Source organism: Nitrospirota bacterium, from assembly GCA_040757595.1.
Classification (GTDB): Bacteria; Nitrospirota; Nitrospiria; order Nitrospirales; family Nitrospiraceae; genus JBFLWP01.
In genome coordinates, this window is sequence record JBFLWP010000015.1 from 67410 (window position 1) to 91374 (window position 23965).

Genomic DNA, 23965 nt, shown 5'->3' on the forward strand with positions numbered 1-23965 from the left:
TTACATTTTGATAGTTATATCGTGCGATCCTGTTCGCGGTTTCGGAGACCGGCTCCGGCACGACTCCGGGCCGGTTTGACACCCAGGAAGGAGGGTCCACCCATGACGGAGATCTCTCGCCGACGTTTTCTGCGACTTACGGCCCTGACCGGCGGCGCGCTGGCCTTGGGCCACGCGGCGGACCGGATGCTCGGACGCGCCCCCTTTGCCGGGCTCGCCCTCGCCGCCGAACCGGCAAAGGGGGGTGCGCCGATCAAGGTCGGCATCCTTGACCCCCTGTCGAGCCCCTACAAGACCTCCTCGATCCACGACGTGCACGGGGCCACGGTCGCGCTGGACTTCTACAACAAGCGGGGCGGCGTGCTCGGCCGCCAGGTGACGCTCATCGAGAAGGACGACGCGTCGAACGTCCAGATCGCCGTCAAGGCGGCGACCGACTTGATCAAGGACCAGAAGGTGGACTTTCTCATGGGCACCTTCAACGGGGACGTGGCCCTCGCGGTGGCCGAGCTGGCCAAGAAGGAAAACAAGCTCTTCATGGTCACCGGCGCCCACGTCATGGACCTCACCGGCGCCCGCTGCAACTCCCACACCTTCGTGTTCATGCCGAACGCCCGCATGCTCGCCGCGGCGGTCGCGCCCCACATCCTGAAGGCCTACGGGAACCGCTGGTACACGATCACAGCCGACACGGTGGACGGCCGGGCCTCGCTCCAGGCCATGACCGAGGCGCTCCGGGCGCGGGGCGGCGAGCCGGCGGGCGGGAGCACGACGCCGTTCGGCACGACCGACTTCACCGCCGTCATGACCGAGGCGAAGGCGGCCAAGCCGAACGTGGTCGTCCTGAACCTGTACGGCTGGGACCTCGTGCACGCGCTGAAGGCCTACACGAAGCTGGAGCTGGCCAAGGAGAAGATCGGCGTGGGCGGGATGATCGGGGGCGAGCAGATCGGCCGGCCGCTGGGCTACGCCAACAACGCAGGGGTCTGGGGCCTGATCTGGGACCCCAAGGTCAATACCGAGAGCTCGCGGCGGTTCATCCAGGGCGTGATCGACAAGTACAACCACACGCCGACTTCCCGCTGCTACCTCGGCTATGCGGCCATGACCCAGATCCTGGAGGCGGTGCGCCGGGCCGGCACGACCGACACCCAGGCCGTGATCAAGGAACTGGAGGGGCACGACTTCGACGGGCTCAAGGAGGGCCGGTCCTACTTCCGCGCCTGGGACCATCAGCACGTGCAGGATGTGCTGGTCGGCGAGGCCTATGGCAAGGAGCTGGGCCTCGGCCACTACAAGATCCTCGCGACCGTGCCCGGCGACCAAGTGGCGGGCGAGCGGGCCCAGAACGCCTGCAAGCTCTGATCAGGCGGGTGGGGGCGCCGATGGCCCTCCGCAGGACCGCGCGCGGCAGTCCTCGACGACCTGCGGAGGGATCATCTTCAGTGCCAGCGCAAGGAGACCCGGCACAATCACCACATCATCAAGATGGCCGATGATCGGGATGAAGTCGGGGATGAGATCGAACGGCAGGGCTGCATACCCGATCGCGCCCGCGAGCAGCCACCTGGCCAACCGAGGGGTCCGGGGATCGCGCAGCACAAGCTGATACACGGCCGCTTCGCGCTTGATCTCGCGGCCCGATTGCCCTAGCCGGTTCAGCACAGTCCCGGTCCCTTGCGACGCCCGCCTCTCAGCGTTGTGCAACCACGCAGATCGCCTCGCCCGCCATCCTGACCCGTCCGTCCGCGCCGGCGTGCTGCCGGGCCGCCTCTGTGATCGCGCGCCAGACCGCAGCCTGCCGCTCCGGCGGCTCCTTGGCGACCAGCGCGAGGATCGGCGCCGCGATGTCCTGCTGAAAGCGGGTGTAGTCCTCCGCCGAAGGCCACTCGAAGGTCAGGACCAGCGGCTCGCTCCGGACCTCGCGGAAGCCGGCCTGCGCGAACGCCCGTTCCAGGACGCCCACGTCCGCCAGGCTGAAGGGACCGGGCACGTCCGGCGGGGGCGGCGGGAGCTGCAACTGCTGCCGGACCGTCCCCATGGCCAGACTGATGAAGGGCACTTTCGGCGGCGGCCCCCAGACCGCCGCGGCCAGCCGCCCGCCCGGCTTCAGCAGCCGGTGCATCCGCGTCAGGGCTCCGGACAGATTCGGCAGGAACATCAGCCCCCAGCGGGAGAGGATCGCGTCGAAACTCTGCTGCACAAAGTCCAGCGTTTCGGCGTCCGCCTCCCGGAACTCGACGTTGGCGAGCCCCAGCTCGGCGGCCCGCTCCCGCCCGATGGCCAGCATCTGCGGTGCCTGGTCGGTGGCGATGACCTGGCCGGTCGGGCCGACCTTTCGCGCCGCCGTGACGGCCGGCTCCCCGATGCCGGTAGCCACGTCCAGCACCTGGTGGCCGGGCTTGAGCGCGGCCAGCTCCACCAACCGGTCGCTCGCCGGCCTCGCGCTCTGCTCCATCGTCTTCCACCACTTCTTCCAGCCGGCCGCGACGTTGCTCCAGTCCTGCTTCTGCGCGGCTTTGTATTGGACAGGATCGAAGGGTTTGATGGACATTGCATGCTCCTCCACGTCTGACTTTTCCTTGGAGCAGACTATACCACGTACGCAGCGTCAAGCGGGGACTTGGGCAACTTCCTCGTCTTGCCGCTCCCTACCCCGCGTGCTAAGATGCCTGCTCTTTCGACGGGCATGGGCGCGGAGAGGTGCGAGAGTGGACGAATCGGCGTGCCTGGAGAGCACGTGTCCTGGCAACGGGACCGTGGGTTCGAATCCCACCCTCTCCGCCATAACTTGGCGCGATAGAAACTGTCAGCTTGTTTGCCGAAGGGCAGTGGCGCGCCAGCATTACCAACAGGCAGTGATTTTCATGGCCCATGAAGCGGTGTCGCTCCGCGACGAGCGTTAGTAGTTGAACGACGAGGCCACGCGAGAGGGTGGGATTCGAACGGGGGGATCGCGGGGGGTGTGCCCACCGCGTGGGGAGATACGAGGGGGCTGGCCCCCTCAGTAGGAGCGCGAGCTGAAACTGCAAGCGCGACTTCGAATGCCCACCCTCTCCGCCATGAAGACGTGACGGGTGATGGGTGACGCGTGACAGGTAAGAGATTTAGGGGGAGTTCTAGTTTGCATCGCTCTAACTTGTCACCCGTCACCGATCACTCGTCACAGTATTGAAAGGGGCTGGGCCCTGTGCGACAGAATCCTGTGAACCCCGCCAGGTCCGGAAGGAAGCAACGGTAAGCAGGCCAGTCTGGGTGCCGCAGGATCACCTGGCCCCACTATTTCAAGGCACGTGATGGGTGATCGGTGAAGGGTAACGAGCAAGGCATGTTTGGCGAAGCATCCTAAGGACTCTTCATAGTTCTTACCCGTCACGCGCACTCATCACCCATCACGGTCTTTATGGAGTATCAGGTCTCTGCGAGAAAGTACCGGCCGGGCACGTTCGAGTCCGTGATCGGCCAGCCGCACGTCGTGCAGACCCTGGTCAACGCGATCACGACCAAGCGGATCGCACACGCCTTCCTCTTCTCCGGCACGCGCGGCGTGGGCAAGACCACGGTCGCGCGCATCCTGGCCAAGGCGCTCAACTGCGAGCGGGGCCCCACGGCCGCCCCCTGCGACGTCTGTCCCAACTGCCAGGAGATCGCGCAAGGCACCTCGGTGGACGTGATCGAGATCGACGGCGCCTCCAACACCGGCGTGGACGACGTGCGGGAGATCCGCGAGAACGTCAAGTTTACGCCGTTCCGCGGCCAGTACCGCGTCTACATCATCGACGAAGTCCACATGCTGTCCAACTCGGCCTTCAACGCCTTGTTGAAGACGCTGGAGGAGCCGCCCGCCCACGTCGTCTTCATCTTCGCGACCACCGAGATTCACAAGATTCCCGCGACCATCCTCTCGCGCTGCCAGCACTACAACTTCCGCCGCATCCCCCGGACCGAGATCATCCAGCGGCTGCGGCACGTGGCTGCGGAGGAAGGGCTCCAGGTCGAGGACCGCAGCCTCGCGGCGATCGCCCGGTCCAGCGAGGGCAGCATGCGGGACGCCCTCAGCCTGCTGGACCAGGCGGTGGCCTTCGGCGGGAAGGCGATCCGGCACGGCGACCTGGAGGTTCTGCTGGGGGCGGTGCCGCAGGAGCACGTGCGCGCCATGATCGCGGCCATCGTCGCCCAGGACAGTCCGGCGGCCGTGCGCGTGGTGGCGGAGCTGCTGGACCAGGGCCACGACCTCCGGGCCTATTGCGCGGACCTGGTCGAGCACGTCCGCAACCTGCTGGTGGCGGCCGTGGTGCCGGCCGGTGAGCAGGCCCAGGGGCTGCAAGGTTTGATTGACCTCCCGCCGGAGGAGATCCGGCAGATCGCCGCCGACGCTGGTTCATTCTCGCCGGAGCAGCTTCAGGAGCTGTTCCGGCTCTTTTCCCAGGCCGAGGACTCGCTCCGGTTGAGTTCGCAGCCGCGCTTCGTGCTGGAAGTCGCCGCCGTGCGGGCGACGCGGCTGCTGCGTCACGCCGGAACGGCCCCCTCCGCCTCGGCGATAACCGGGCCGGCCCGGCCTGCCGCATCTTCTCCCGCTGCCACTCCGCAGAAGCCGGGCGGGCCACCGGCAGCCCGGCAAGCTGCGCCAGCCTCGGCGCCGATGCAGGGCCAGCCTCAAGAGAAGGCCCGGGAGGTGCCGTTCGGGGCCAAGCCCGCCGGGACGACGAACCCTCCCGCTTCCAAGACGGAGTTTGTGGCGGGGACGAAACCGGCGCCCCATCCTGCCGCTGCGCCAAACCCCGCGCCAGCCCGGGCAGGGCTTGGAGAGGCGCCTCCCGCGGTGACTCGTCCGCCGGCCGCCGGGCCGCCCAAGGATTCCAAGCCGATCGTCAAAGCGCCAAGCCAAGCCGCGGTTCAGAAAGCGGAGCCGCCCGTCTCCCTCCAGTGGGAGCAGGTCGTGGAGCGGATGGAGCACCAGCATCCCAGCCTGGCTCCGTTCATGGCGCAGGGCACCTTCTTGCCCGTGCAGGGTTCGCAGGTCACCATCGGCTATCCCAGGACCGCCTCGGTGGCCTTCGCGCGGATGCAACGGGAGGATTCGCTCCGGACGGTGGCCGCGATCTGCTCGGAGCTGGCGGGCCGGCCCGTCCAGATCCGCGTCGTGGAGCTGACGGACGGACAGGCGGCCGGTCCCAGCCTGGCCCAGGCCCGCGCGGCGCGGGAGCGGGACCAGAAGCAGGCGTTGCTGGAGCGGACGAAATCCCATCCCCTCGTCAGGCAGGCGCTGAGCACGTTCGGCGGGGAGCTGGCCGACGTGCGGCACGTATCCTCACGCAAGGAGTCAACGGAATGACCAGAAACCCGTTCGGCAATTTCGGCAACATCATGAAGCAGGCTCAGGCGCTGCAGGAGCAGATGGCCAAGATCCAGGAGCAGGCCGCCGCCAAGCGGGTGGACGGCACGGCCGGGGGCGGCATGGTCACGGTCACGGCCAACGGCGCGCTGGAGATCGTCGCGGTCAAGATCGATCCCGAGGTGGTCAAGTCCGGGGATGCCGACATGCTCCAGGACCTGGTCGCGGCCGCCGCCAACGACGCCCTGCGCAAGGCGCGCGACATGATGGCGGAGGACATGAAAGCCGTCACGGGCGGGCTGCGCATTCCCGGACTCTTCTAGAAACAATGGTGAACGCTGAATGCAGAACGCTGAGTGACGGAGGTCAAGGCCTCCATTCAGCACTCAGCACTCAGCACTCAGCACGGACTGTGCATGAGTATTGAAAACCGGGGGCTGCTCGCCCAACTGGTTCGTGAGCTCGTACGGCTGCCCGGCATCGGGCAGAAGACCGCCCAGCGGCTGGCCTTTCATCTGTTGAAGGCCGAACGGGAAGAGGCTCTGCGTCTGGCCGAGGCGATCCGCGCCGTGAAGGACGGCCTGGCCTTCTGCCGGCAGTGCCGCAACATCGCTGAGGGAGAGCTCTGCGAGTTCTGCCTCGATCCCAAGCGCGATCAGGCCAGGATTCTGGTGGTCGAGGAGCCGAGCACGCTCTACGCCATCGAGCGGACCGGAGGGTATCGCGGCCTCTACCACGTGCTGCTCGGCGCCCTCTCGCCCCTCGACGGGGTGGGCCCCTCCGACATCAAGGCCCGGGAGCTGCTGGACCGGCTCAAAGGCGGGGAGGTCCAGGAGGTGATCGTCGCGACCAACCCGACGATCGAGGGCGAGGCGACGGCCATTTATTTGACGAAGCAGATCAAGCCGTACGGCGTGCGGGTGTCCCGCATCGCCTACGGCATTCCGGTCGGGATGGACATCGAGTATGCGGACGAGGTGACGCTCATCAAGTCGATCGAGGGCCGGCGGGATTTGTAATCGTCCGGCCTTCCGTTCGTTGACTGGGCCCGCCAGTGGCTGCTATAGTTTCTCTGTAAGCTGCGAGACCGCTTCATCCGGAAAGGCACGCGACCACCGATGCCCAAGAGCGCGGCGAAAGCCATCAAACCCAAGCAACCGTCCAAGCCCGCCGCCAAACGCGCCGTCCGCCAGGCCGCGAACGGAAGCGACGAGTATGCGGACATCCGACGGGACCTCGAGCGGCAACGGGCCGATCTCCTGGAAGAGGCGGGGATGGCCCTGCTGAACCGGTCCGAGCTGGAGCCCTTTCCGGACATGACCGACCAGGCTTCGGCGGAAGTGGACCAGAACTTCTCGCTGCGGCTGAAGGAACGGGAGCAGAAGCTCGTGAAGAAGATTGACGAGGCGCTCGAGCGGATCGCGTCGGGAACCTACGGCATCTGCGAGCGCTGCGGACAGACGATCCCGTACAAGCGGCTCAAGGCCCGTCCCGTGACCACGTTGTGCATCGAGTGCAAGACCCTCCAGGAACAGGAAGAGAAGGTCCGCCAGTAGCAGGCCGCTCAGCGTTTCGAGAGTTCCGCCACCCGCTTCTTGGCCAGCGCAATCCGGTCTCTCTCCTCAGGCACCCCCTCCACCAGCGCCATGTAGGTCTCGTATTCCGAGATCGCGAGCTTGGGATTGACCGTTTCGTAGACCTTGGCCAGGTTGAACCGCGCGATCGGGTAGTTCGGCAGGAGCGTGACGGCCCGTTCGAAGTGGGAGCGCGCTTTCTCCTTGTCGCCCAGCGACCAATACACGTCTCCCAGGTTGTTCAGGACTTCCGGCCGGTTGGGCGTGAGCGTGAGGGACTGTTGCATCGCGTCCCGCGCCTTGTCGAACTGTCCCTGCCCTTTGTGCGCGAGCCCGAGCTTGTGATAGGCCTCGGAAAGCTTCACCTTGTCCGAAAACCCGCTGGCGATCGCCTTCCCATACGCGTCAACCGAGATCGCGTAGTTCCGGTCGCCGCAATAGCCCAACTGGGCGGTCTCGCCCCGGGCGAATTGTTGCCGTGACGGAAAGGGCTCCTTGTCCTCTATCCCTTTGACCTCGGTCCGAGGCGCGCCTTTGGCCTTTTCGCCGCGGCTGACCCGAGCCAGGAACTCCTTCCGGTAGGGCGAGAGCAGGTTGGCGTAGGGGTCGGTCGCGACGGATGCCAGGAGCACGGTAGCGGCGTGGACATCCATGAAGCTTTGCCTACCCCCCGGCATGCCCGGACCGGGCGGCCCGAATCGCCGCGGTCCCGGTCGCCCCCCCTCCTCCGCTCCTTGAACCACGTACTGCGTCGTCGTCGTTTCGTCCCCGGTCATGTACAGCACGCTCAGACCGGAATTTTCCTTCCCAGGGATGGGGACGACAGGCAGGTAAAACTCCACGGTCACCGGAAGCGCCGAGAGGGTTTCCTGGAGGACCGGGTAGGGCCCCAGCTCGCGGCCCCCGGGAAAGGCGAAGAGGACGCCGACCAAAAGCCCATCCTCGTCGAAAAAGAACGACTCCTCGGCGCCGGACTCGCTCCGGTCGGCCGGAACGCGAACCTCCTCCCCGGTTCCCCAGGTTTGCCGCTCGAGGGGTACGCCGGAGCGGGCCCGAAGAAAAGCGGCCTTCCGGTCACAGAGCTTGGCGGATTTCAGCAGAGGAAGGTCGCTCGCGGAGGGAGGCCCTTGGCGGACGACCTCGTCCGAGCAACCGGCAAGCAGGAGGCCGAACGTGAGGGGCGGCAGGAAGAAGCGCAGGATGCAGCGGAACCGAAAATTCATCGGATCGGGGACAACGACGACTTCACAGGGGATCGGCTCACGCAATCGAAGGCTGGCCGCCCTCGCCACCTTCCTGTCCGTTCACGCTCCCGTGGGATGATCAGGTAGTTCCTGCCCGGGCCGGTCCTACTTGGTGCGAAACGCCGTCCGCCGCTGGGAATGGATCATCGCGTCTTCGCCCGTGTAGCCGAACAGGCCGGGCAGCCACGACGTGACGGTGTAGATCGGCCGCACCACGGCATAGTCGGCAGCCACGCCGGCCGGGTACATCCCGAAGGCCAGCAGCCGCAGGGGGTGGTCCTCCAGAGGCGAAGCCGTGGCCGGGCTCGTGTAGACCAGCGCCGTACTGTCCATTGAAGAGTACATGGTCGTCTGCTGCGGGATGTACCCCTGCTGCGTACTGCTGCAGCCGGTGAGCAGCAGGCCGACCGCCAGAGCGAACCCGGTGACCGTGACGTTTCTCATGGGACCCTCTCTTTCTTGGAGGCGCATTCTGCAAACGCAGTCTAGCCTACAATCCCCATCCTGTCCAGCGATCCGGCGGTTTTCGCCTGAGAGGGGGGAAGGCCGTATGAAAAAATCACTGGAGGGGTTTTATCCGCCGGCGTCCATCGCGATGAAACGATAAAGAGCCGCGGTTCAAGCGAAGCTTGGTATGGTGGGCGATACTGGTATCGAACCAGTGACCTCTTCCGTGTGAGGGAAGCGCTCTCCCACTGAGCTAATCGCCCACAGGGGGGCGAGTCTAACATTAGCGGTCCGGGGCCGTCAACGCGCCGTTGGCATGATCCCCTTGCCTTGACATCGTTCGAGGGCGGCTCGTATGATGCGATTTTTAATGGAGTAACCGGCGGATGCGCGAAGACGTGGCGGTGATCGGGGGCGGGCTGGCCGGCTCGGAAGCCGCCTGGCAGGCGGCCTCGCGGGGCGCCAGGGTCACGCTCTACGAGATGCGGCCCAAGGAGTCCACCCAGGCCCACAAGACGGGACTCCTGGCCGAGCTGGTCTGCTCCAACTCCCTGGGCTCCGCCGACATCCTGAACGCGCCCGGCATCCTCAAGGAAGAGTTGCGCCGGCTGAACTCGCTGGTGATCCGGGTGGCCGACGAGGTTCGAGTACCGGCCGGCTCGGCGCTGGCCGTGGACCGGGAGCAGTTTGCGCAGCGGATCACCCGGACCCTGGAAGGCCATCCCAACGTCCGGATCATCCGCGAGGAGATCAAGGAGATTCCCACCGACTGCGTCTGCATCGTCGCGACGGGCCCGCTGACCTCGGATGCGCTGGCCGCCTCGATCCAGGCCCTGACGCACAGCAAGCACCTCTACTTTTTCGACGCAATCTCGCCGATCGTCGACGCGGACTCGATCAACATGGACCTGGTCTTCCGTGCCTCCCGCTACGACAAGGGCGGCGCCGATTATCTGAACTGCCCGATGGACGAGGCGACCTACGGCGCCTTCTACGAGGCGCTCGTGAAGGCGGAAAAGGTGCTCCCCAAGGAGTTCGAGAAGGTTCCGTATTTCGAGGGCTGCATCCCGATCGAGGTCATGGCCGAGCGGGGCCGCCAGACCATGCTGTTCGGGCCGTTGAAGCCGGTGGGGCTGGAAGACCCCCGCACCGGCAAGCGCCCCCACGCGGTCGTGCAGCTCCGGCCCGAGAACGCCCACGGCTCCTGCTACAACATGGTCGGGTTCCAGACCAAGCTGACCTACCCGGAGCAACGCCGGGTCTTCCGGATGATTCCCGGGCTGGAGCAGGCCGAGTTCCTCCGCTACGGCAGCCTGCACCGGAACACCTTCGTGAACGCGCCCCAGTTGCTGCGCGAGACGCTGCAATTGAAGGTCCGGGGCACCGTGTTCTTCGCCGGACAGCTCGTCGGCGTGGAGGGGTACACCGAATCGGCCGCCATGGGCGGCCTGGCCGGGATCAACGCGGCCCGGGGGCTGGAGGGCCTGCCGCTCGTCGTTCCGCCGCCCACGACCGCCCACGGGAGCCTGCTCACGTACATCACGACGGCGGATCCCCGCCACTTTCAGCCGATCAACACGAACTACGGCCTGTTCCCGCCCCTGCCGGCCCGGATCCGGGACAAGGAGGAAAAGCGACGCCGGATCGGCCAGCGCGCGCTGGAGGACTTCGAGGCATGGAAGACGCGATCCGGGCTTTCGTGACCTACCTGGACGTCGAGCGGGGCGCGTCCCCCGAGACGATCCGCGCCTACCAGTCGGACCTGCGTCAGTTCCTCTCGTTCATGGGCGAGACTCGTCCCGGCGGCGCGCCCCTTCCCGCTCCGGGCGAGGTCGAGCCGCTCACGATCCGGAGCTACCTGGCCTGGCTGGACCGGAAGAAGGAGAAAAAGTCCTCCATGGCCCGCAAGCTGGCCGCGCTGCGGAGCCTGTACCGGTTTCTAGCCCGGGAGGGGCGGGTCGGGCTGAACCCGGCCGAGGAGGTGCGGACCCCGAAGCAGGCGCAGCCCCTGCCCAGGGTCCTGACGAAGGACGACGCGAACGCGCTCATGGAGTTTCCCGAGGGCGACGGGGTCAAAGACGCGCGGGACCGGGCGGTCCTGGAGACGCTCTACTCGACCGGCGCGCGCGTGAGCGAGCTCGTTGGCATGAATCTGGACGACCTCGACTTGCGCGACGGGCTGGTGCGGCTCCGCGGCAAGGGACGGAAGGAGCGGATCGTCCCGATCGGCGACGTGGCGGTCGAAGCCGTCCGGGAGTACCGCTCTCTGCTTCCGCCTTCGTCCTTCCGCCTTCATCCTTCGGGGGAGCCGGTGTTCCTCAACAACCGGGGCGGCCGGCTGACCGTTCGGAGCGTGGAGCGGATCGTGGGACGGTATTCCAGCCGGCTGGCCGGGGGACGGATCAGCCCCCACGCGCTGCGGCATTCCTTCGCGACCCACCTGCTCGACGAGGGCGCCGACTTGCGCGCGATCCAGGAAATGCTCGGGCACGCTTCGCTCGGCACGACGCAGAAGTACACGCACCTGGCGACGGATCACCTGATGCAGGTCTACGACCGGACCCATCCGAGGGCCGGCCGTCATACCCAGGCCGCGACGGGCGGCCGGACGGGGGCCGGGCGGAAGTCGTGAGGATTCGCTCGACGACCATCCTCTGCGTGCGGCGCGACGGGCGCGTCGCCATGGGGTCGGACGGCCAGGTGACCGTGGGCACCACGGTCATGAAGCACAACGCGCGCAAGTTGCGCCGGCTCCACCACGACCGGGTGCTGGCCGGCTTCGCGGGGGCGACGGCCGACGCGTTCACGCTGTTCGAGAAGTTCGAGGCCAAGCTCGAGGAGTTTCGGGGCAACCTGACCCGTGCCGCGGTGGAACTGGCCAAGGACTGGCGGACGGACCGGGTCCTGCGCCGGCTGGAGGCGCTCCTGGCCGTGGCGGACCGGGACCAGTCCTTCGTCATTTCCGGAAACGGGGACGTGGTCGAGCCGGAGGACGGCATCCTGGCCATCGGCTCCGGCGGGGCCTACGCGCTGGCGGCGGCGCGCGCCCTGCTCGCCCACTCGACCCTGGACGCGCGGACGGTCGTCGAGGAGTCCATGAAGATCGCCGGCGGCATCGACATCTACACGAACCAGCAGCTCGTCATCGAGGAGCTCAAGCCGTGAGCCGCGATCGGGACGACGCCCAAGCCAAGTCCGCCGGCTTCGGCCATCTCACGCCGCGCCAGATCGTGGCCGAGCTGGACCGGTACGTCGTCGGCCAGCGCGACGCCAAGCGGATGGTCGCGATCGCGCTCCGCAACCGGTGGCGGCGGCAGCAGTTGAGCCCCGAGCTGCGGGACGAGGTGATCCCGAAGAACATCATCATGATCGGGCCCACCGGCGTGGGGAAGACCGAGATCGCGCGCCGGCTGGCCAAGCTGGCCCAGGCGCCGTTCATCAAGGTGGAGGCCTCCAAGTTCACCGAGGTCGGCTACGTGGGCCGGGACGTGGAATCCATCATCCGCGACCTGACCGAGCAGTCGGTCAGCCTGGTCAAGGCCGCGCACGTCGCGCAGGTGCAGCAGAAGGCCGAGCAGCAGGCGGAGGAGCGGCTGCTGGATCTGCTGCTCCCGCCGCAGGGGGCCCGCGTGACGATCGGCAGCTTCGACGAGCAGGGGGCCGAGCCGCCTCCGGTCCACGAATCCTACGAGGCCACCCGCTCGAAGCTGCGCCTGCAGTTGCGGGAGGGCAAGCTGGACCACCGGTCCGTCGAGGTGGAGGTCAAGGAACGGGGCCTCCCCGTCGGCATCATCTCGAACGCGGGCGGGATGGAGGAATTGGAGAGCAACTTGCGGGAGATGCTGGGGGGCCTCTTCCCGGGCAAGAAAAAGAAGCGGCAGATGAAGGTGCCGGAGGCCCTGAAGCACCTGGCCCAGGACGAGGCCCAGAAGCTGATCGACATGGACGAGGTGGTGCGGGAGGCCGTTGCCAAGGTGGAGCAGGCGGGGATCGTGTTCCTGGACGAGATCGACAAGATCGCCGGACGCGAGAAGCTCGCGGGGCCGGACGTCTCGCGCGAGGGGGTCCAGCGGGATCTCCTGCCGATCGTGGAGGGCTCGACCGTGAACACCAAGTACGGGCCGGTCCGGACCGATCACGTCCTCTTCATCGCCGCCGGCGCCTTCCACGTGGCCAAGCCCTCCGATCTGATCCCGGAGCTGCAGGGGCGGTTCCCCATCCGGGTGGAGCTGGAGCCGCTGACCAAGGACGACTTCATCCGGATCCTGACCGAGCCGCGCGGCGCGCTGGTCACCCAGTACTGCGCCCTGCTCCAGACGGAGGGGGTCACGGTGGACTTCGCGCCGGACGGGCTGGAGGAGATCGCCGCGACCGCGGCGCTTGTGAACGAGCGGACGGAGAACATCGGGGCCCGGCGCCTCTTCACGATCATGGAGCGGCTGCTCGAGCAGGTCCTGTTCGAGGGACCGGAGCTCGCGGACAAGAAGCTCGTGGTTGACGCCAAGTACGTGCAGGACCGCCTGCGGGACATCGCCAAAGCGGAGGACCTGAGCCGGTTTATTCTCTGAAGAAGGCGCGCGGCGCGAGGCCAGAGGCGAGGGGAGCGGAGCCTCGTGCCTCTAGCCCCTAGCCCGCACCGGAGGTGTAGATGAACAAACTCATCAAGAAGGCCAGCGTCCTCGTCGAAGCCCTCCCCTACATCCGGACCTTCGCGGGCAAGACCGTGGTCATCAAGTACGGCGGCAAGGCGATGACCGACGAGGCCCTCAAGGACGGCTTCGCCCTCGACGTCGTGATGCTGAAGTACGTGGGCCTCAACCCGGTCGTCGTGCACGGGGGCGGGCCGCAGATCGATCAGATGCTGAACCGGCTCGGGCTGGAGGCCAAGTTCCGGCAGGGGGTGCGCGTCACTGACCGGCCCACGATGGAGATCGTGGAGATGGTCCTGGGCGGCAAGATCAACAAGGAAATCGTCGCCCTGCTCAACCGGCACGGAGCCAGGGCCGTCGGCCTCACGGGCAAGGACGGGCGGCTGATCCAGGCCAAGCCGCTCACGATGCGGGCCTGGGCGGAGAGCCTCTACACGGACCCGGACGGCCTGCCGGACGAGGACTTCGGGCTGGTCGGCGAGGTCCAGGCCGTGGACCCGCAGATCATCCTCAAGCTGCAGGAGGAGCAGTTCATTCCGGTCATCGCGCCGATCGGGACCGACCGGGACGGACACACCTACAACATCAACGCGGACCTGGTGGCGGGCGCCGTCGCCGCGGCCCTCAAGGCGGAGAAGCTGCTGGTGCTCACGGACGTGAAAGGCATCCGCGACGCCAAGGGCCGCCACGTCTCCACCCTGTCGCGGAAAGACATGCAGCGCATGGTCAAGAAGGGGACGATCAGCGAGGGCATGTTGCCCAAGGTGCATGCCTGCCTGATGGCGCTGGACGGCGGGGTGCGGAAAGCCCACATCATCGACGGCCGGATGCCGCACGCGATCCTGCTGGAGGTCTTCACGCACAAAGGGATCGGCACCGAGATCGTCTGCTAGAGAAATCCGTCAGCGGTCAGCCCCGAGACCAAGCTGACGGCTCGCTGCCGAGAGCCGGCCGTATGAGGGCTCACTCGAAAGCGGGCGGCGGGCGCCGCGCGACGGTCCCGCAGCCGGATCAGAAGAGCGCCCTCCTGGTGGGGGACATCCAGGTGGACTTCTGTCCGGGAGGCGCCCTGGGGGTGCCCGGCGGTGACGAGATCATCCCGGTCGTCAACGAGTGCATCCGCCGGTTCCATGCCCGACAGATCCCCGTCATCGCCGTGCGGGACTGGCACCCGCCCACCCACTGTTCCTTCAAGGAGCAGGGAGGGATCTGGCCCGTCCACTGCGTCCAGATGTCGCGCGGGGCCCAGTTCCACCCAGACCTCGTCGTGCCGCCCGGCACCTTCATCGTCTCCAAGGCCACTGACCCCAAGAAGGAAGCCTACTCCAGCTTCGAGGGCACGACGCTCGAAGGACGGCTGCGGGAACTGGGCGTCGAGACCCTCTTCGTCACGGGGCTGGCCACCGACTACTGTGTGAAGAACACCGTGCTGGACGCCAGGCGGCTGGGCTTTCGGGTCGTCGTCCTCGAGGACGCGATCCGAGGGATCGACGCGACGCCAGGCGATTGCGACCGGGCCGTCCAGGCGATGAAGCAGGCCGGGGCGCTCTTCGCCCGATCCTCGGACCTGCTTCTGTGAGCGGCCGGCCCCTCGACCCTTCGACGAGACCCAGGGCTCAAGACCGGTTGCGCACCCACGTCGAAGCCCTGGTCGGCGAGCGCCACCACGTCTCCTCTCCCGCGGCGCTGCATCGAGCCCAACGGTATCTCGCCGAGCAGTTCCGCGGCCTGGGCGTCGCCGTCTCCACCCACGACGTCGAGGCCTTCGGCCGGACCTTCCAGAACGTCGTTGCCACCCTGCCAGCCTCTGCCTCTCCCATTCAGCATTCATCGTTCAGCGTTCCGCATGTGCTTCCGCTGCTTCCGCCCCTGCTCATCGGCGCCCACTACGATACGGTGCCCGGTTCGCCCGGAGCCGACGACAACGCCAGCGGGCTGGCGGTTCTGCTGGAAGCAGCCCGGTCCCTCCGCGACGTGCCGCTGGCCCGCGCCGTGCGCCTGATCGGCTTCTGCCTGGAGGAGGAGAGCCTGCTCGGCAGCCTGGCCTACGCGGCCTCGTTGCGGGAACGGTGCGAGGACATCCAGGGGGCGATCGTGCTGGAATGCGTCGGGTACTGCCGCCGTGAGGCGGGCTCGCAGGTCGTTCCGGCCGGCTTGCCGATCGCCGTCCCGTCGGTCGGCGACTTTCTCGGGATCGTCGGCAATGCCCGATCGGCGGAGTTCGCGGCGGGGATCGAAGCGGCGGCGCGCCGGCGCGTCCCGGATTTGAAGACCGTCCCGCTGCTGGTGCCGGGGAAGGGAGAGCTGCTGCCCGATGCCAGGCGCAGCGACCACGCAGCCTTCTGGGAGCATGGGTATCCGGCCGTCATGCTCACCGACACGGCCAATTTCCGGAATCCCCACTACCACCGGCCGACGGACGCGGTGGAGACGCTGGACTTCGAGTTTCTCGCGGCGGTCGCCGAAGCCGTGACTGCGGCGGCCTGCGAGCTGGCCGGCCCGCCTCCGCTCAAGAACTTCGCTGATCTCTGACCGGGCCGGTTATGGTACAGTGGCCCTCCCATGCGGATCTTCGTCCTCGGAGTGGGCGCCACCGGGTCGTTGCTCGCGCAGCTCCTCGCCCGCCAGGGTCACCAGGTCTCCTGCGGCGACCGGGACCCCGATCGCGCGCACCGCTTCCTGGGCAAGGAGTCCCCGGCCACGGTCCAGCAGGTGAACGCCCGCAACCTGTGGAGCGTCGTGAGGGCCGCGCGCGGCGCCCACCTCATCGTCAACGCCTGCCCGGCCGTCTTCAACACCATCGTCCTGCGTGCCGCCCTGCGCCTGCGCGCCCACTACCTCGACACCGCCTCGCACCTCGTGCGCAATCCCTTCAAAGCCGAGCAGCTCGGCTTCGACGCACGCTTCCGGGCGAAGCGCCGTTTGGCCGTGATCGATGCCGGCGCCGCGCCGGGTCTCACGAACCTGCTCGTGGCGTGCAGCGCCGATCAGCTCGACTCGGTCGAAGCCGTCCACGTGCGGCTGTACGAGAGCACCAGGAGCGAGAACCCCGTCTCCCAGTGGTCGCCCGACGTGGCCTTCGCCGAGGCGACTTCGCGGCCGCCTGTCTACCGGCAGGGCCGCTTCCGTTTCGGACAGCGCTTCGGGGAGCGGGAATTGTTCCGCTTTCCCCCCCCGATCGGGTCGGTCGGGGTCGTGCTGGCTGCGCAGGACGAGGTCTGCACGGTGCCGCACGTCCTGGACCTGCAGGAGATGGACGTGAAGATCGGGGGGGGCGACATCGAGCGGCTGCGTCGGTGGTACCGACAGGGTAAGCTCAGGAAGTCTCGCGGCCTCGTCGCGAAACGCTTTCCCAAGACCCCGCCCCCGAGCCTGGTGGCCGAGTTGATCGGCCGGGGGGTGCTGCGGAACGCGCGCTTCGCCGCAGCCGTGCTGGTGCGAGGCCGGAAGCGCGGAGAACGTACGGCGATCCGCTGGGACGTTACCTTTCCCACCCTCTACCAGATCCATCTCCGCGGGATGTCCATCTCGCCGATCGCCTGGGCGACCGCCCGCCTCGCCGCGCTCTTCATCAAGCATGCTCCCCGCGAGCTCGCCGGGGTCTATCCGCCCGAAGCCTTGCCGGCCAAGATCCGCCGAGCCGTTCTCGCCGATGCCCGGTCCTCCGGCATCCGCATGGTGAAGCGGATCGTCCGACTCAAGGCTTCGGCTGATGAGGAGCTGGCCGGTGAACGGCGGCCGGCGAACCAAGGATCATGAGGCGAGTCAACGGCCCAACACCCTCACAAGCGGCGACGGAGAGTGACCGGGCGGAGGAAAGACGGCTCAAGCTCCGGACGAGGCAAACCATCGCGCGGCTGTTCGACCGGCTCGACTATCGGCGGCTCGGTCCCATCTATTGCGAGGAAGGCGGTGGGGCTTTCTGGAAGGCCAGCAGAGGGCCGTGCGAGAGGCTGGGCGTCAGGCTGGCCCTTGTGCTGCTCAACCGGTTGAAGCCGGGGGGGCGCAGCCTCTACGTCGGTGCGGGCGTCGCGGAGTTGCCGATGCTCCTGACGGAGACCCTGGAGCTGGGGCGGACAGTCGAAGCGTACAATCTCAGGGCCGATGAGGTGACCCTGCTCAACCGGGCTTGCCGGGGGTTGCCGGTCCGGTTCGAGGCCCGGGACGGCCGGGCGGCCGGGGGCCGGTTCGACCACCTGTGGCTCGTCAGCGTGTTCAACGATCCGGAGCGGTTTCCAGAGCTCTCGGCCCTCTCGTACGGGAGGGCCAATCCCGCGACCTTCGACCCGGTGGCCTTTGCGCGGGAACGGAAGGCGGTCTTGTCCCTGGCCGAAGCCTGCCTCGACAAGCTGACCCTCCCGGGCCTCGTGACCACGTCGGTCGAGGAGATCCCCTGGATTGTGGGCTGGTGCGCGAAGCGGGCTGTGCCCTGCGTCGTCGAGGAGGAAGACTATCCCACCGCGATCGTGGGCGACCCGGTCTGTTTCATCCGCCTCGGCACGAGGACGTGAAACGTCAGACGTGAGATGTGAGACGTGAAGGAGAAGAAAGAAGTTAGACTTGGAAGCCGGTCCTGGGTTTGGCCGGATCGGAGAGGTACTCGCGGGCATACCGGACGTAGTTCTCAGCCGATTCCCTGATCCAGGCCAGCTCTTCGGCGGTGACCGGCCGCTTGACCTTGGCGGGTGCGCCCAGGACCAGGCTCTTGGGCGGCACGATCGTCCCTTCCGTGACCAGCGCGCCGGCCCCTACGACCGAGTCCTCGCCGATCACGGCCCCGTCCATGATGATGGCCCCCATCCCGATCAGGACCCGGTCCTTGACCGTGCACCCGTGCAGGACGACGTGGTGCCCGACCGTCACGTCGTCGCCGATCACCAGGGGGGCCGTGTCGTGGGTCACGTGGAGCATGCAGAGGTCCTGGACGTTGGTCCGGCTCCCGATCCGGATGTAGTGCACGTCCCCGCGCACGACCGAGTTGAACCAGACGCTGGAGTCTTCCCCGACGACCACGTCCCCGACGACGACGGCGGTCTCCTCGACGAAGGCGCTCCTGGCGATCTTGGGCATCATGCCCTGGAAAGTTCTGATCACGGGCTCACTGTAGAGGAAGTCTGCGGAACGAATCAAGCCGATCGCGGGACGGTCGGTTGACAGGTTTTCGACCCGTCCCGTAGACTCAATTCCCATATGGCAAGGCGCAAATCCGTCCCGCTCGTCGCGGAGCCGCGCAAGACCAGGATCGGCTTCGTCAACCTGGGCTGCACCAAGAACCAGGTGGACGCGGAGGTCATGTTGGGCTCGCTGGCGGCCAACGGCTTCGAGCTGACCCCGGAGGCCAAGCGGGCCGAGGTCATCATCGTCAACACCTGCGGCTTCATCGAGGAGGCCAAGCAGGAGTCCGTCAACGCGATCATCGAGTACGGGGGCCTCAAGAAGACCGCGCAGTGCAAGGTCCTGATCGCGGCCGGCTGCCTGGCCCAGCGCTATCAGGGCGAGCTGCTGAAGGAGCTGCCGGAGCTGGACGGAGTGGTCGGGACCGGGGAGATCGGGCGCATCGCCGAGATCTGCCGGACCCTGCTCACACCGGGCCGCAAGACCCAGCGGCTCTGGACGGCCCCGCCTCCCTACCTCTACGACGAGCTGAGCCCGCGGCTGCGCCTGGGCCGGCCCCACTCCGCCTACGTGAAGATCGCCGAAGGGTGCAACCGCAACTGTTCCTTCTGCGCAATCCCGCTCATGCGCGGGAAGCAGCGGAGCCGGCCGGTCGAGTCCCTGGTCGAGGAAGCCCGCCGCCTGGCCTCTGAAGGGGTGAAGGAGCTGAACCTGATCTCCCAGGACACGGTCAACTACGGGGTGGACCTGGGACTCCGCCGCGGCCTCACGGCGCTGCTCAAGGAGCTGGTGAAGGTGCCAGGCCTCCGGTGGATCCGCCCCTTCTACCTCTATCCGCAGCAGGTGGACGACGAGCTGATCGCGCTCTACGCGGGGGAGGAGAAGCTCGCCAAGTACATTGACATGCCGCTCCAGCACATCAACGACGTGATGCTGAAACGCATGCATCGGCTCGGCGACAAGGCCGCCATCACCGGGCTGGTGGACCGGCTGCGGGCGCGCATCCCGGGCCTCACCTTCCGCACCGCCTTCATCGTCGGGTTCCCCGGGGAGACCGAGGCCCAGTTCCTCGAGCTCAAGCGATACCTCGCCGACATGGAGTTCGACCGGGTGGGCGTCTTTCTCTATTCCGATGAGGAGGGGACGCCGGCGGCGAGGCTGGATCGCAAGCTCGACCGGTCGGTCATGGAGGAGCGGCGGACCGAGCTGCTCGCGCTCCAGGAAACTATCTCGCTCAAGAAGAGCCGGGCGATGGTCGGCCGCACCGTCGAGGTCCTGGTGGACGGGCCGTCCGAAGAATCAGACCTGCTCCTGGCCGCCCGTCACGAGGGCCAGGCGCCGGACATTGACGGGGTCGTGTATCTCACCGACGGCCGGATCGATCTCACCCGCCCGCCCCGGGCGTCTCTCCGCAAGAACGCGCCCTTTCCCGTGCCGGGTGAGTTCGTGAAGGTGGCCGTCACGGAAGCAGCCGCCTACGACCTCGTCGGCTGCATCGTCGGGCCGGGCTGATCTCGTTCTGCGTTTGACCGCGCTCTTGCATGAGCGGCGGCTCGTCGTCTTTGAGACAACCGGAATCGCGGGCCATGACGGTCATCCCCCGTTCGGTCGTTCTGCTCATCCACTGCAAGGACCGCAAAGGCATCGTGGCCCGCGTGGCCGGATTCATTCACGACTTCGGGGGCAATATCCTCGACTCCGACCACCACACCGACCGCGAGCAGGGCGATTTCTTGATGCGGACCGAGTTCGCCCTCGACGGCTTTCAGCTCCCGCCCACGGAGATCGCCGAAGCCTTTTCGCCGATCGCGAAAGTGTTCGAGATGCGGTACGAAATCCACGTGAGGCCGTCTCGGACTCGCGTCGCGATCCTGGTCTCCAGGCAGGACCATTGCCTGTCCGATCTGCTCCAGCGTCAGCGCCGGGACGAACTGTCCATCCAGGTGCCGGTCATCGTGTCCAACCACGACACCTGCCGCCCGTGGGCCGAGCTGTACAAGATTCCGCTCGAAGTGTTTCCGGTGACGCCGGAGACCAAGCCTCAGCAGGAACGGCAGGTGCTCGCCGTGCTCAGGCGGCACGAGGTGGAGCTCGTGGTGCTCGCACGGTACATGCAGGTGCTCAGCGGCACGTTCCTGGCCTCCGTCGGCTGCCCCGTCATCAATATCCATCACTCGTTTCTTCCGGCTTTCATCGGCGCCAATCCCTACAGGCAGGCCTATGAACGGGGAGTCAAGATCATCGGCGCCACCGCCCATTATGCGACGGAGGAACTGGACGAAGGGCCGATCATCGAGCAGGACGTCATCCGGGTGGGACACCGTGACACCGTCGAGGATCTGGTCCGGAAGGGACGCGATCTGGAAGAGCTGGTCCTCGCGCGCGCCGTGCGTCTGCACGTCGAACGGCGCGTGCTGGTCTACGGCAAGAAAACGGTCGTCTTCGATTGACCTCCTCTCACACCACAGATTTTTGAGCCTTTACCGCCGTAGGCCAGCAAGTAGGTCAATGAACTCTTGAGAAACCGTTAAGCGCCCACCCTTGAAGAGTGGATGAGCAACGTACTTCTTTGATGCGCTCAACCCCAACTGTGCCGAGACCTCCACATCCGAGACATTTCCCGCTTTTACCGCAGCGGCTGGAGCTACCATGAAAACCGTCTTGGTTTCGCGGGCTCCCTGAGCGTCAACTCTCTCGTAGGCTTGATCCTTCTTGAAGATCCCCGTGGTCATTTGAATCTTTACAGACTGCGAGGAGTGAGCTGTTAACCTGTCGTTGAATTCCCTGATCTTGCGGAGGGCAATGGCAAAACCTTCCTGATCGAACAAGTGGACGATGAGGACTGGCACTTGGAACTGATTCTCCCAGGCAACCAGTTTTGAGAGGTCTTTCTCCTTTACCCAAATATTGGGAGCGGTAGGCGGCTTGGCCCTTCTGAGGGGTCTTTGCTCCCACTGGGTTTCACTTCTGGGTTGCCAGTGCCGCTGAGTCATTTCCGAGGCTTTGTAGGGAGAGAACTTGACCTCTAGTGCAGCCAGGGCCTTTCGGATCACGAACTCAAACTCGCCTTGTGATCCATACGAAGCATGTGATTCATGCGAGAGGTCCGTACGCTGCAAGAGGAGCCTTTCCTCTTCAGTCAGTGCGTGCAGTCTGAAAGTGAGGAGGTCTGGGACCTTGTAGGGTTGCGCGGAACCTGGTATGAGATTGTTTGCCTGGATTTCTGAGAGCCCGATCCGGACGGTAAGAAATCCGAGGTCTTGTCCGAGGGCTCGAATGACAAGGTCCTCAGCCCAGCGGCTAGTCTTGAACCGATGTTCGAAGTCAATCCCTCGTCCCCTCGGACTCATTCGCTGGCCTCTGAGACACTCCTCAACAGTTCTGACGTGGTAATGCCGAATGCAGCAGCCAGGTGCGAAATAACGTTGAGGGTTGGATTGCGGTGCCCACGTTCAAGCCCGCTCAGATAGGTCACGTGGATACCCGACACATGAGCGAGCTCTTCTTGGGACCATTTCTTTTTCTCTCGCAGATACCGCACTTTTGCCCCAAACTCCTTGCAGATCGGAGACGCTTTGCGGCGGGTACTTAGCTTCCTTGTTCTCATGCGATGACTTGTATCTTCTGGGCAAGGGTATTGACCATAGACTTTAAGTAAAGTATAAAAATGTTCCTGGCTCTGCCCATTAGCTGGTCTTGTGCAAGTTCGATTGTCTTATGAGAGCACCACTACAGAAGCTTCCACCGTCTGGACCAGAGAGAGAGGCCCTCAGAGAGAAGGGGCAGTTCTGGACTCCTGACTGGGTGGCTGAGGCGATGACGGCTTACGCCCTTGCGGCAGGAAGTGATTCCTTGTTCGATCCGGCTGTTGGTGCGGGGGCGTTCTTTCTCGCAGCCAAGATGATAGGGAAGAAGACTGGTAGGAGAATAAAACTCGTCGGGGCAGAACTCGACGAAACCGCTTTGCTCCAGGCAAGACAGAGGGGCCTTTCCGCGAGGGATCTCTCTCATATTAGTCTGACAGACTTTGTCCTGAATCCTCCTCGCGGTCCCTATTCCGCTATTGTGGCAAACCCTCCTTATATCCGGCATCACAGGCTGCCGCAGAGTCTCAAGGGACGGTTGAGAAGTTTCGGTGGGCGTGTGATCGGACGCCCCTTGGACGGTCGTGCAGGAGTTCACATTTATTTCCTTTTACGAGCACTTCAACTCCTTGCGCCAGCAGGGCGCTTGGCTTTCATCATGCCGGCGGATACGTGCGAAGGGGTTTTCGCAACTCGCCTTTGGTCCTGGATTACAGCAAGGTATCGTCTCGATGGCGTTGTGACTTTTTCCCCTGAGGCCTCGCCGTTTCCTGGCGTGGATACTAACCCGCTCATATTCCTAATCCGGAATTCGAGGCCGGTAAAGACAGTCGCATGGGCTAGATGTCTCAAGCAAGGGACTCGCGATCTTAAGTCATGGATGTCATCCGACTTGCGAAAGCGGTGCTTCAAAGGCATAGAAATTACTCAAAGGCCATTGAGTGAGGCACTTTCTACCGGTCTTTCCCGGGCTCCACAGCGAGTGCCAGCTTCCTCGTTCATACTTTCGGATTTTGCAAAAGTGTTACGCGGTATTGCCACAGGCGCAAACGAGTACTTCTTTCTTACCTCTAAGATGGCTGCTGAATTGGGCATACCCAATGAGTTTCTCAAGCCTGCTGTGGGACGGACACGCGAGGTGCAAGGTGATGAGATAACGGATGAAACGCTGGCTCTGCTAGATGCGAAGGGTAGGCCAACCCTGCTGTTCTCCCCAAATGGGAGGCCGATCCAGGATTTCCCTCCGAGTGTTCGCGAGTACTTGAAACGTGGCGGGCAATTGAACCTTCCCAACCGGCCTCTCATCGCGTCTCGAAGGCCTTGGTACAAAATGGAAGTGAGGCAGGTCCCGCCAATTCTCTTCGCGTATCTTGGTCGGCGAAATGCCCGCTTCATCCGGAATCGAGCAGGTGTCATGCCCTTGACCGGTTTCCTCTGTGTCTATCCCCGTGAAAGCTCCGAATCCTTCGTGGATCGGCTGTGGGAAGTCCTCAGTCATCCGGAAACCGTGCAGAACCTAGGTCTCGTTGGGAAGTCTTACGGTTCAGGGGCAATCAAAGTTGAGCCTCGGGCTCTTGAGCGGCTTCCTCTCCCAGCCAATTTGGTAGCCAGGGTAGGCCTTGAGCCGACCAGAAAAACTGAGCAGTTAGAGCTCCAGATGGCATAGCAACCGAAATCCGAAAAAAGTAATGCGAAACTGCGTAAGATAGAACGGGTGGCGCGGCGAGCACCCCCGCCGCGACAGGACCCGCGGATTGTGAGAGGCAGCAGATTGTTTTCGGATCAAGGTTTGTGAAGCACGAATGACAGAAAAAAAGAGGCGGGGGTCCGATCGGCACATCGGAGCCCCGCCTGAGGCCCGGATCATCCGCGAACCGTCGCGGACGATCAGGGCCAGCCGCCACCCCCGCGTCAGCTCTCGCGATGGTGGCGCAGCATCTTCTCATGCTCCGCCTTTTCCTTCTCCCGTTGCTCAGGGGTCAGGAGCGCCGCGGCGTCCCGCCTCGCCTTGATCGCC

Annotated in this window: 24 protein-coding genes, 2 tRNA genes and 1 other RNA gene; 19 read left to right on the forward strand and 8 right to left on the reverse strand. The window is 65.5% G+C overall.

Features of this window, described 5'->3' with window-relative positions; all coding sequences use genetic code 11:
* Positions 1 to 102: 102 nt before the first annotated feature.
* On the forward strand, positions 103 to 1365 hold the full coding sequence (locus AB1411_13455) for an ABC transporter substrate-binding protein (protein ID MEW6544600.1): 1263 nt from the start codon (positions 103 to 105) through the stop codon (positions 1363 to 1365).
* On the opposite strand, the gene AB1411_13460 is transcribed toward AB1411_13455, so the two are convergent.
* On the reverse strand, positions 1366 to 1665 hold the full coding sequence (locus tag AB1411_13460; GenBank protein ID MEW6544601.1) for a YkvA family protein: 300 nt from the start codon (positions 1663 to 1665) through the stop codon (positions 1366 to 1368).
* A 28-nt stretch (positions 1666 to 1693) separates the two neighbouring features.
* Positions 1694 to 2554 (reverse strand): methyltransferase domain-containing protein, encoded by an 861-nt coding sequence (locus AB1411_13465; protein MEW6544602.1) that lies wholly within the window; start codon positions 2552 to 2554, stop codon positions 1694 to 1696.
* Between the two features lie 143 nt (positions 2555 to 2697).
* Here AB1411_13465 and AB1411_13470 point away from each other — a divergent pair.
* The 6 genes from AB1411_13470 (at position 2698) to AB1411_13495 (ending at position 6891) form a co-directional block, all read left to right on the forward strand.
* Positions 2698 to 2787, forward strand: a tRNA-Ser gene (locus tag AB1411_13470).
* Between the two features lie 302 nt (positions 2788 to 3089).
* Positions 3090 to 3321: signal recognition particle sRNA large type (gene ffs / locus AB1411_13475), an RNA gene on the forward strand.
* A gap of 82 nt (positions 3322 to 3403) precedes the next feature.
* A complete protein-coding gene (gene dnaX, locus AB1411_13480; protein MEW6544603.1) occupies positions 3404 to 5335 on the forward strand; it encodes a DNA polymerase III subunit gamma/tau in 1932 nt (643 codons plus the stop codon).
* Positions 5332 to 5658 carry a YbaB/EbfC family nucleoid-associated protein gene (locus AB1411_13485; protein MEW6544604.1) on the forward strand — a complete coding sequence of 109 codons (327 nt, stop codon included), beginning with the start codon at positions 5332 to 5334 and terminating at the stop codon, positions 5656 to 5658. The genes dnaX and AB1411_13485 overlap by 4 nt, the downstream gene beginning before the upstream one ends.
* 93 nt (positions 5659 to 5751) lie before the next feature.
* The gene (recR, locus tag AB1411_13490; GenBank protein MEW6544605.1) at positions 5752 to 6354 is read left to right on the forward strand and encodes a recombination mediator RecR; all 603 of its coding nucleotides are present in this window, start codon (positions 5752 to 5754) and stop codon (positions 6352 to 6354) included.
* Between the two features lie 99 nt (positions 6355 to 6453).
* Positions 6454 to 6891, forward strand: coding sequence for a TraR/DksA C4-type zinc finger protein (locus AB1411_13495; GenBank protein MEW6544606.1), 438 nt, complete (start codon positions 6454 to 6456; stop codon positions 6889 to 6891).
* An 8-nt stretch (positions 6892 to 6899) separates the two neighbouring features.
* Here the strand turns inward: AB1411_13495 and AB1411_13500 are convergent, their stop codons facing one another.
* The 3 genes from AB1411_13500 to AB1411_13510 all read right to left on the reverse strand — a co-directional run bounded on the left by AB1411_13500 (position 6900) and on the right by AB1411_13510 (position 8863).
* The gene (locus AB1411_13500) at positions 6900 to 8132 is read right to left on the reverse strand and encodes a tetratricopeptide repeat protein (protein MEW6544607.1); all 1233 of its coding nucleotides are present in this window, start codon (positions 8130 to 8132) and stop codon (positions 6900 to 6902) included.
* A gap of 126 nt (positions 8133 to 8258) precedes the next feature.
* On the reverse strand, positions 8259 to 8597 hold the full coding sequence (locus AB1411_13505; protein MEW6544608.1) for a hypothetical protein: 339 nt from the start codon (positions 8595 to 8597) through the stop codon (positions 8259 to 8261).
* Positions 8598 to 8788: 191 nt separating this feature from the next.
* Positions 8789 to 8863: transfer RNA gene (locus AB1411_13510), tRNA-Val, on the reverse strand.
* Positions 8864 to 8986: 123 nt separating this feature from the next.
* Between AB1411_13510 and trmFO the strand changes: the two genes are divergently transcribed.
* From trmFO to AB1411_13555, 9 genes are all read left to right on the forward strand, one after another.
* Positions 8987 to 10303, forward strand: coding sequence for a methylenetetrahydrofolate--tRNA-(uracil(54)-C(5))-methyltransferase (FADH(2)-oxidizing) TrmFO (gene trmFO, locus AB1411_13515; protein MEW6544609.1), 1317 nt, complete (start codon positions 8987 to 8989; stop codon positions 10301 to 10303).
* Positions 10276 to 11232, forward strand: coding sequence for a site-specific tyrosine recombinase/integron integrase (xerA, locus tag AB1411_13520; protein MEW6544610.1), 957 nt, complete (start codon positions 10276 to 10278; stop codon positions 11230 to 11232). Before trmFO ends, xerA begins: the two co-directional genes overlap by 28 nt.
* A gap of 2 nt (positions 11233 to 11234) precedes the next feature.
* Positions 11235 to 11765 carry an ATP-dependent protease subunit HslV gene (gene hslV / locus AB1411_13525; GenBank protein ID MEW6544611.1) on the forward strand — a complete coding sequence of 177 codons (531 nt, stop codon included), beginning with the start codon at positions 11235 to 11237 and terminating at the stop codon, positions 11763 to 11765.
* The gene (gene hslU, locus AB1411_13530) at positions 11762 to 13168 is read left to right on the forward strand and encodes an ATP-dependent protease ATPase subunit HslU (GenBank protein MEW6544612.1); all 1407 of its coding nucleotides are present in this window, start codon (positions 11762 to 11764) and stop codon (positions 13166 to 13168) included. The genes hslV and hslU overlap by 4 nt, the downstream gene beginning before the upstream one ends.
* Before the next feature lie 80 nt (positions 13169 to 13248).
* Positions 13249 to 14142, forward strand: coding sequence for an acetylglutamate kinase (argB, locus tag AB1411_13535; GenBank protein ID MEW6544613.1), 894 nt, complete (start codon positions 13249 to 13251; stop codon positions 14140 to 14142).
* Between the two features lie 62 nt (positions 14143 to 14204).
* Positions 14205 to 14828, forward strand: a complete 624-nt coding sequence (locus AB1411_13540) for a nicotinamidase (protein MEW6544614.1) — start codon at positions 14205 to 14207, stop codon at positions 14826 to 14828.
* On the forward strand, positions 14825 to 15781 hold the full coding sequence (locus AB1411_13545; protein ID MEW6544615.1) for a M20/M25/M40 family metallo-hydrolase: 957 nt from the start codon (positions 14825 to 14827) through the stop codon (positions 15779 to 15781). Before AB1411_13540 ends, AB1411_13545 begins: the two co-directional genes overlap by 4 nt.
* Positions 15782 to 15811: 30 nt before the next feature.
* Positions 15812 to 17008 (forward strand): saccharopine dehydrogenase NADP-binding domain-containing protein, encoded by a 1197-nt coding sequence (locus tag AB1411_13550; protein ID MEW6544616.1) that lies wholly within the window; start codon positions 15812 to 15814, stop codon positions 17006 to 17008.
* Entirely contained in the window at positions 17005 to 17760 is a 756-nt protein-coding gene (locus AB1411_13555) for a hypothetical protein (GenBank protein MEW6544617.1), read from the forward strand. The genes AB1411_13550 and AB1411_13555 overlap by 4 nt, the downstream gene beginning before the upstream one ends.
* Before the next feature lie 43 nt (positions 17761 to 17803).
* On the opposite strand, the gene AB1411_13560 is transcribed toward AB1411_13555, so the two are convergent.
* On the reverse strand, positions 17804 to 18343 hold the full coding sequence (locus AB1411_13560; protein ID MEW6544618.1) for a gamma carbonic anhydrase family protein: 540 nt from the start codon (positions 18341 to 18343) through the stop codon (positions 17804 to 17806).
* A 96-nt stretch (positions 18344 to 18439) separates the two neighbouring features.
* Between AB1411_13560 and rimO the strand changes: the two genes are divergently transcribed.
* Complete coding sequence (gene rimO, locus AB1411_13565; protein MEW6544619.1) at positions 18440 to 19876, forward strand: 30S ribosomal protein S12 methylthiotransferase RimO; 1437 nt, start codon at positions 18440 to 18442, stop codon at positions 19874 to 19876.
* A gap of 74 nt (positions 19877 to 19950) precedes the next feature.
* On the forward strand, positions 19951 to 20814 hold the full coding sequence (gene purU / locus AB1411_13570) for a formyltetrahydrofolate deformylase (GenBank protein MEW6544620.1): 864 nt from the start codon (positions 19951 to 19953) through the stop codon (positions 20812 to 20814).
* A gap of 30 nt (positions 20815 to 20844) precedes the next feature.
* On the opposite strand, the gene AB1411_13575 is transcribed toward purU, so the two are convergent.
* Positions 20845 to 21714, reverse strand: coding sequence for a hypothetical protein (locus tag AB1411_13575; GenBank protein MEW6544621.1), 870 nt, complete (start codon positions 21712 to 21714; stop codon positions 20845 to 20847).
* Positions 21711 to 21971: a helix-turn-helix transcriptional regulator gene (locus AB1411_13580; GenBank protein ID MEW6544622.1), complete on the reverse strand. Its 261-nt coding sequence runs from the start codon at positions 21969 to 21971 to the stop codon at positions 21711 to 21713. Before AB1411_13580 ends, AB1411_13575 begins: the two co-directional genes overlap by 4 nt.
* Positions 21972 to 22081: 110 nt before the next feature.
* Between AB1411_13580 and AB1411_13585 the strand changes: the two genes are divergently transcribed.
* Positions 22082 to 23614: an N-6 DNA methylase gene (locus tag AB1411_13585; protein MEW6544623.1), complete on the forward strand. Its 1533-nt coding sequence runs from the start codon at positions 22082 to 22084 to the stop codon at positions 23612 to 23614.
* Positions 23615 to 23965: the final 351 nt, after the last annotated feature.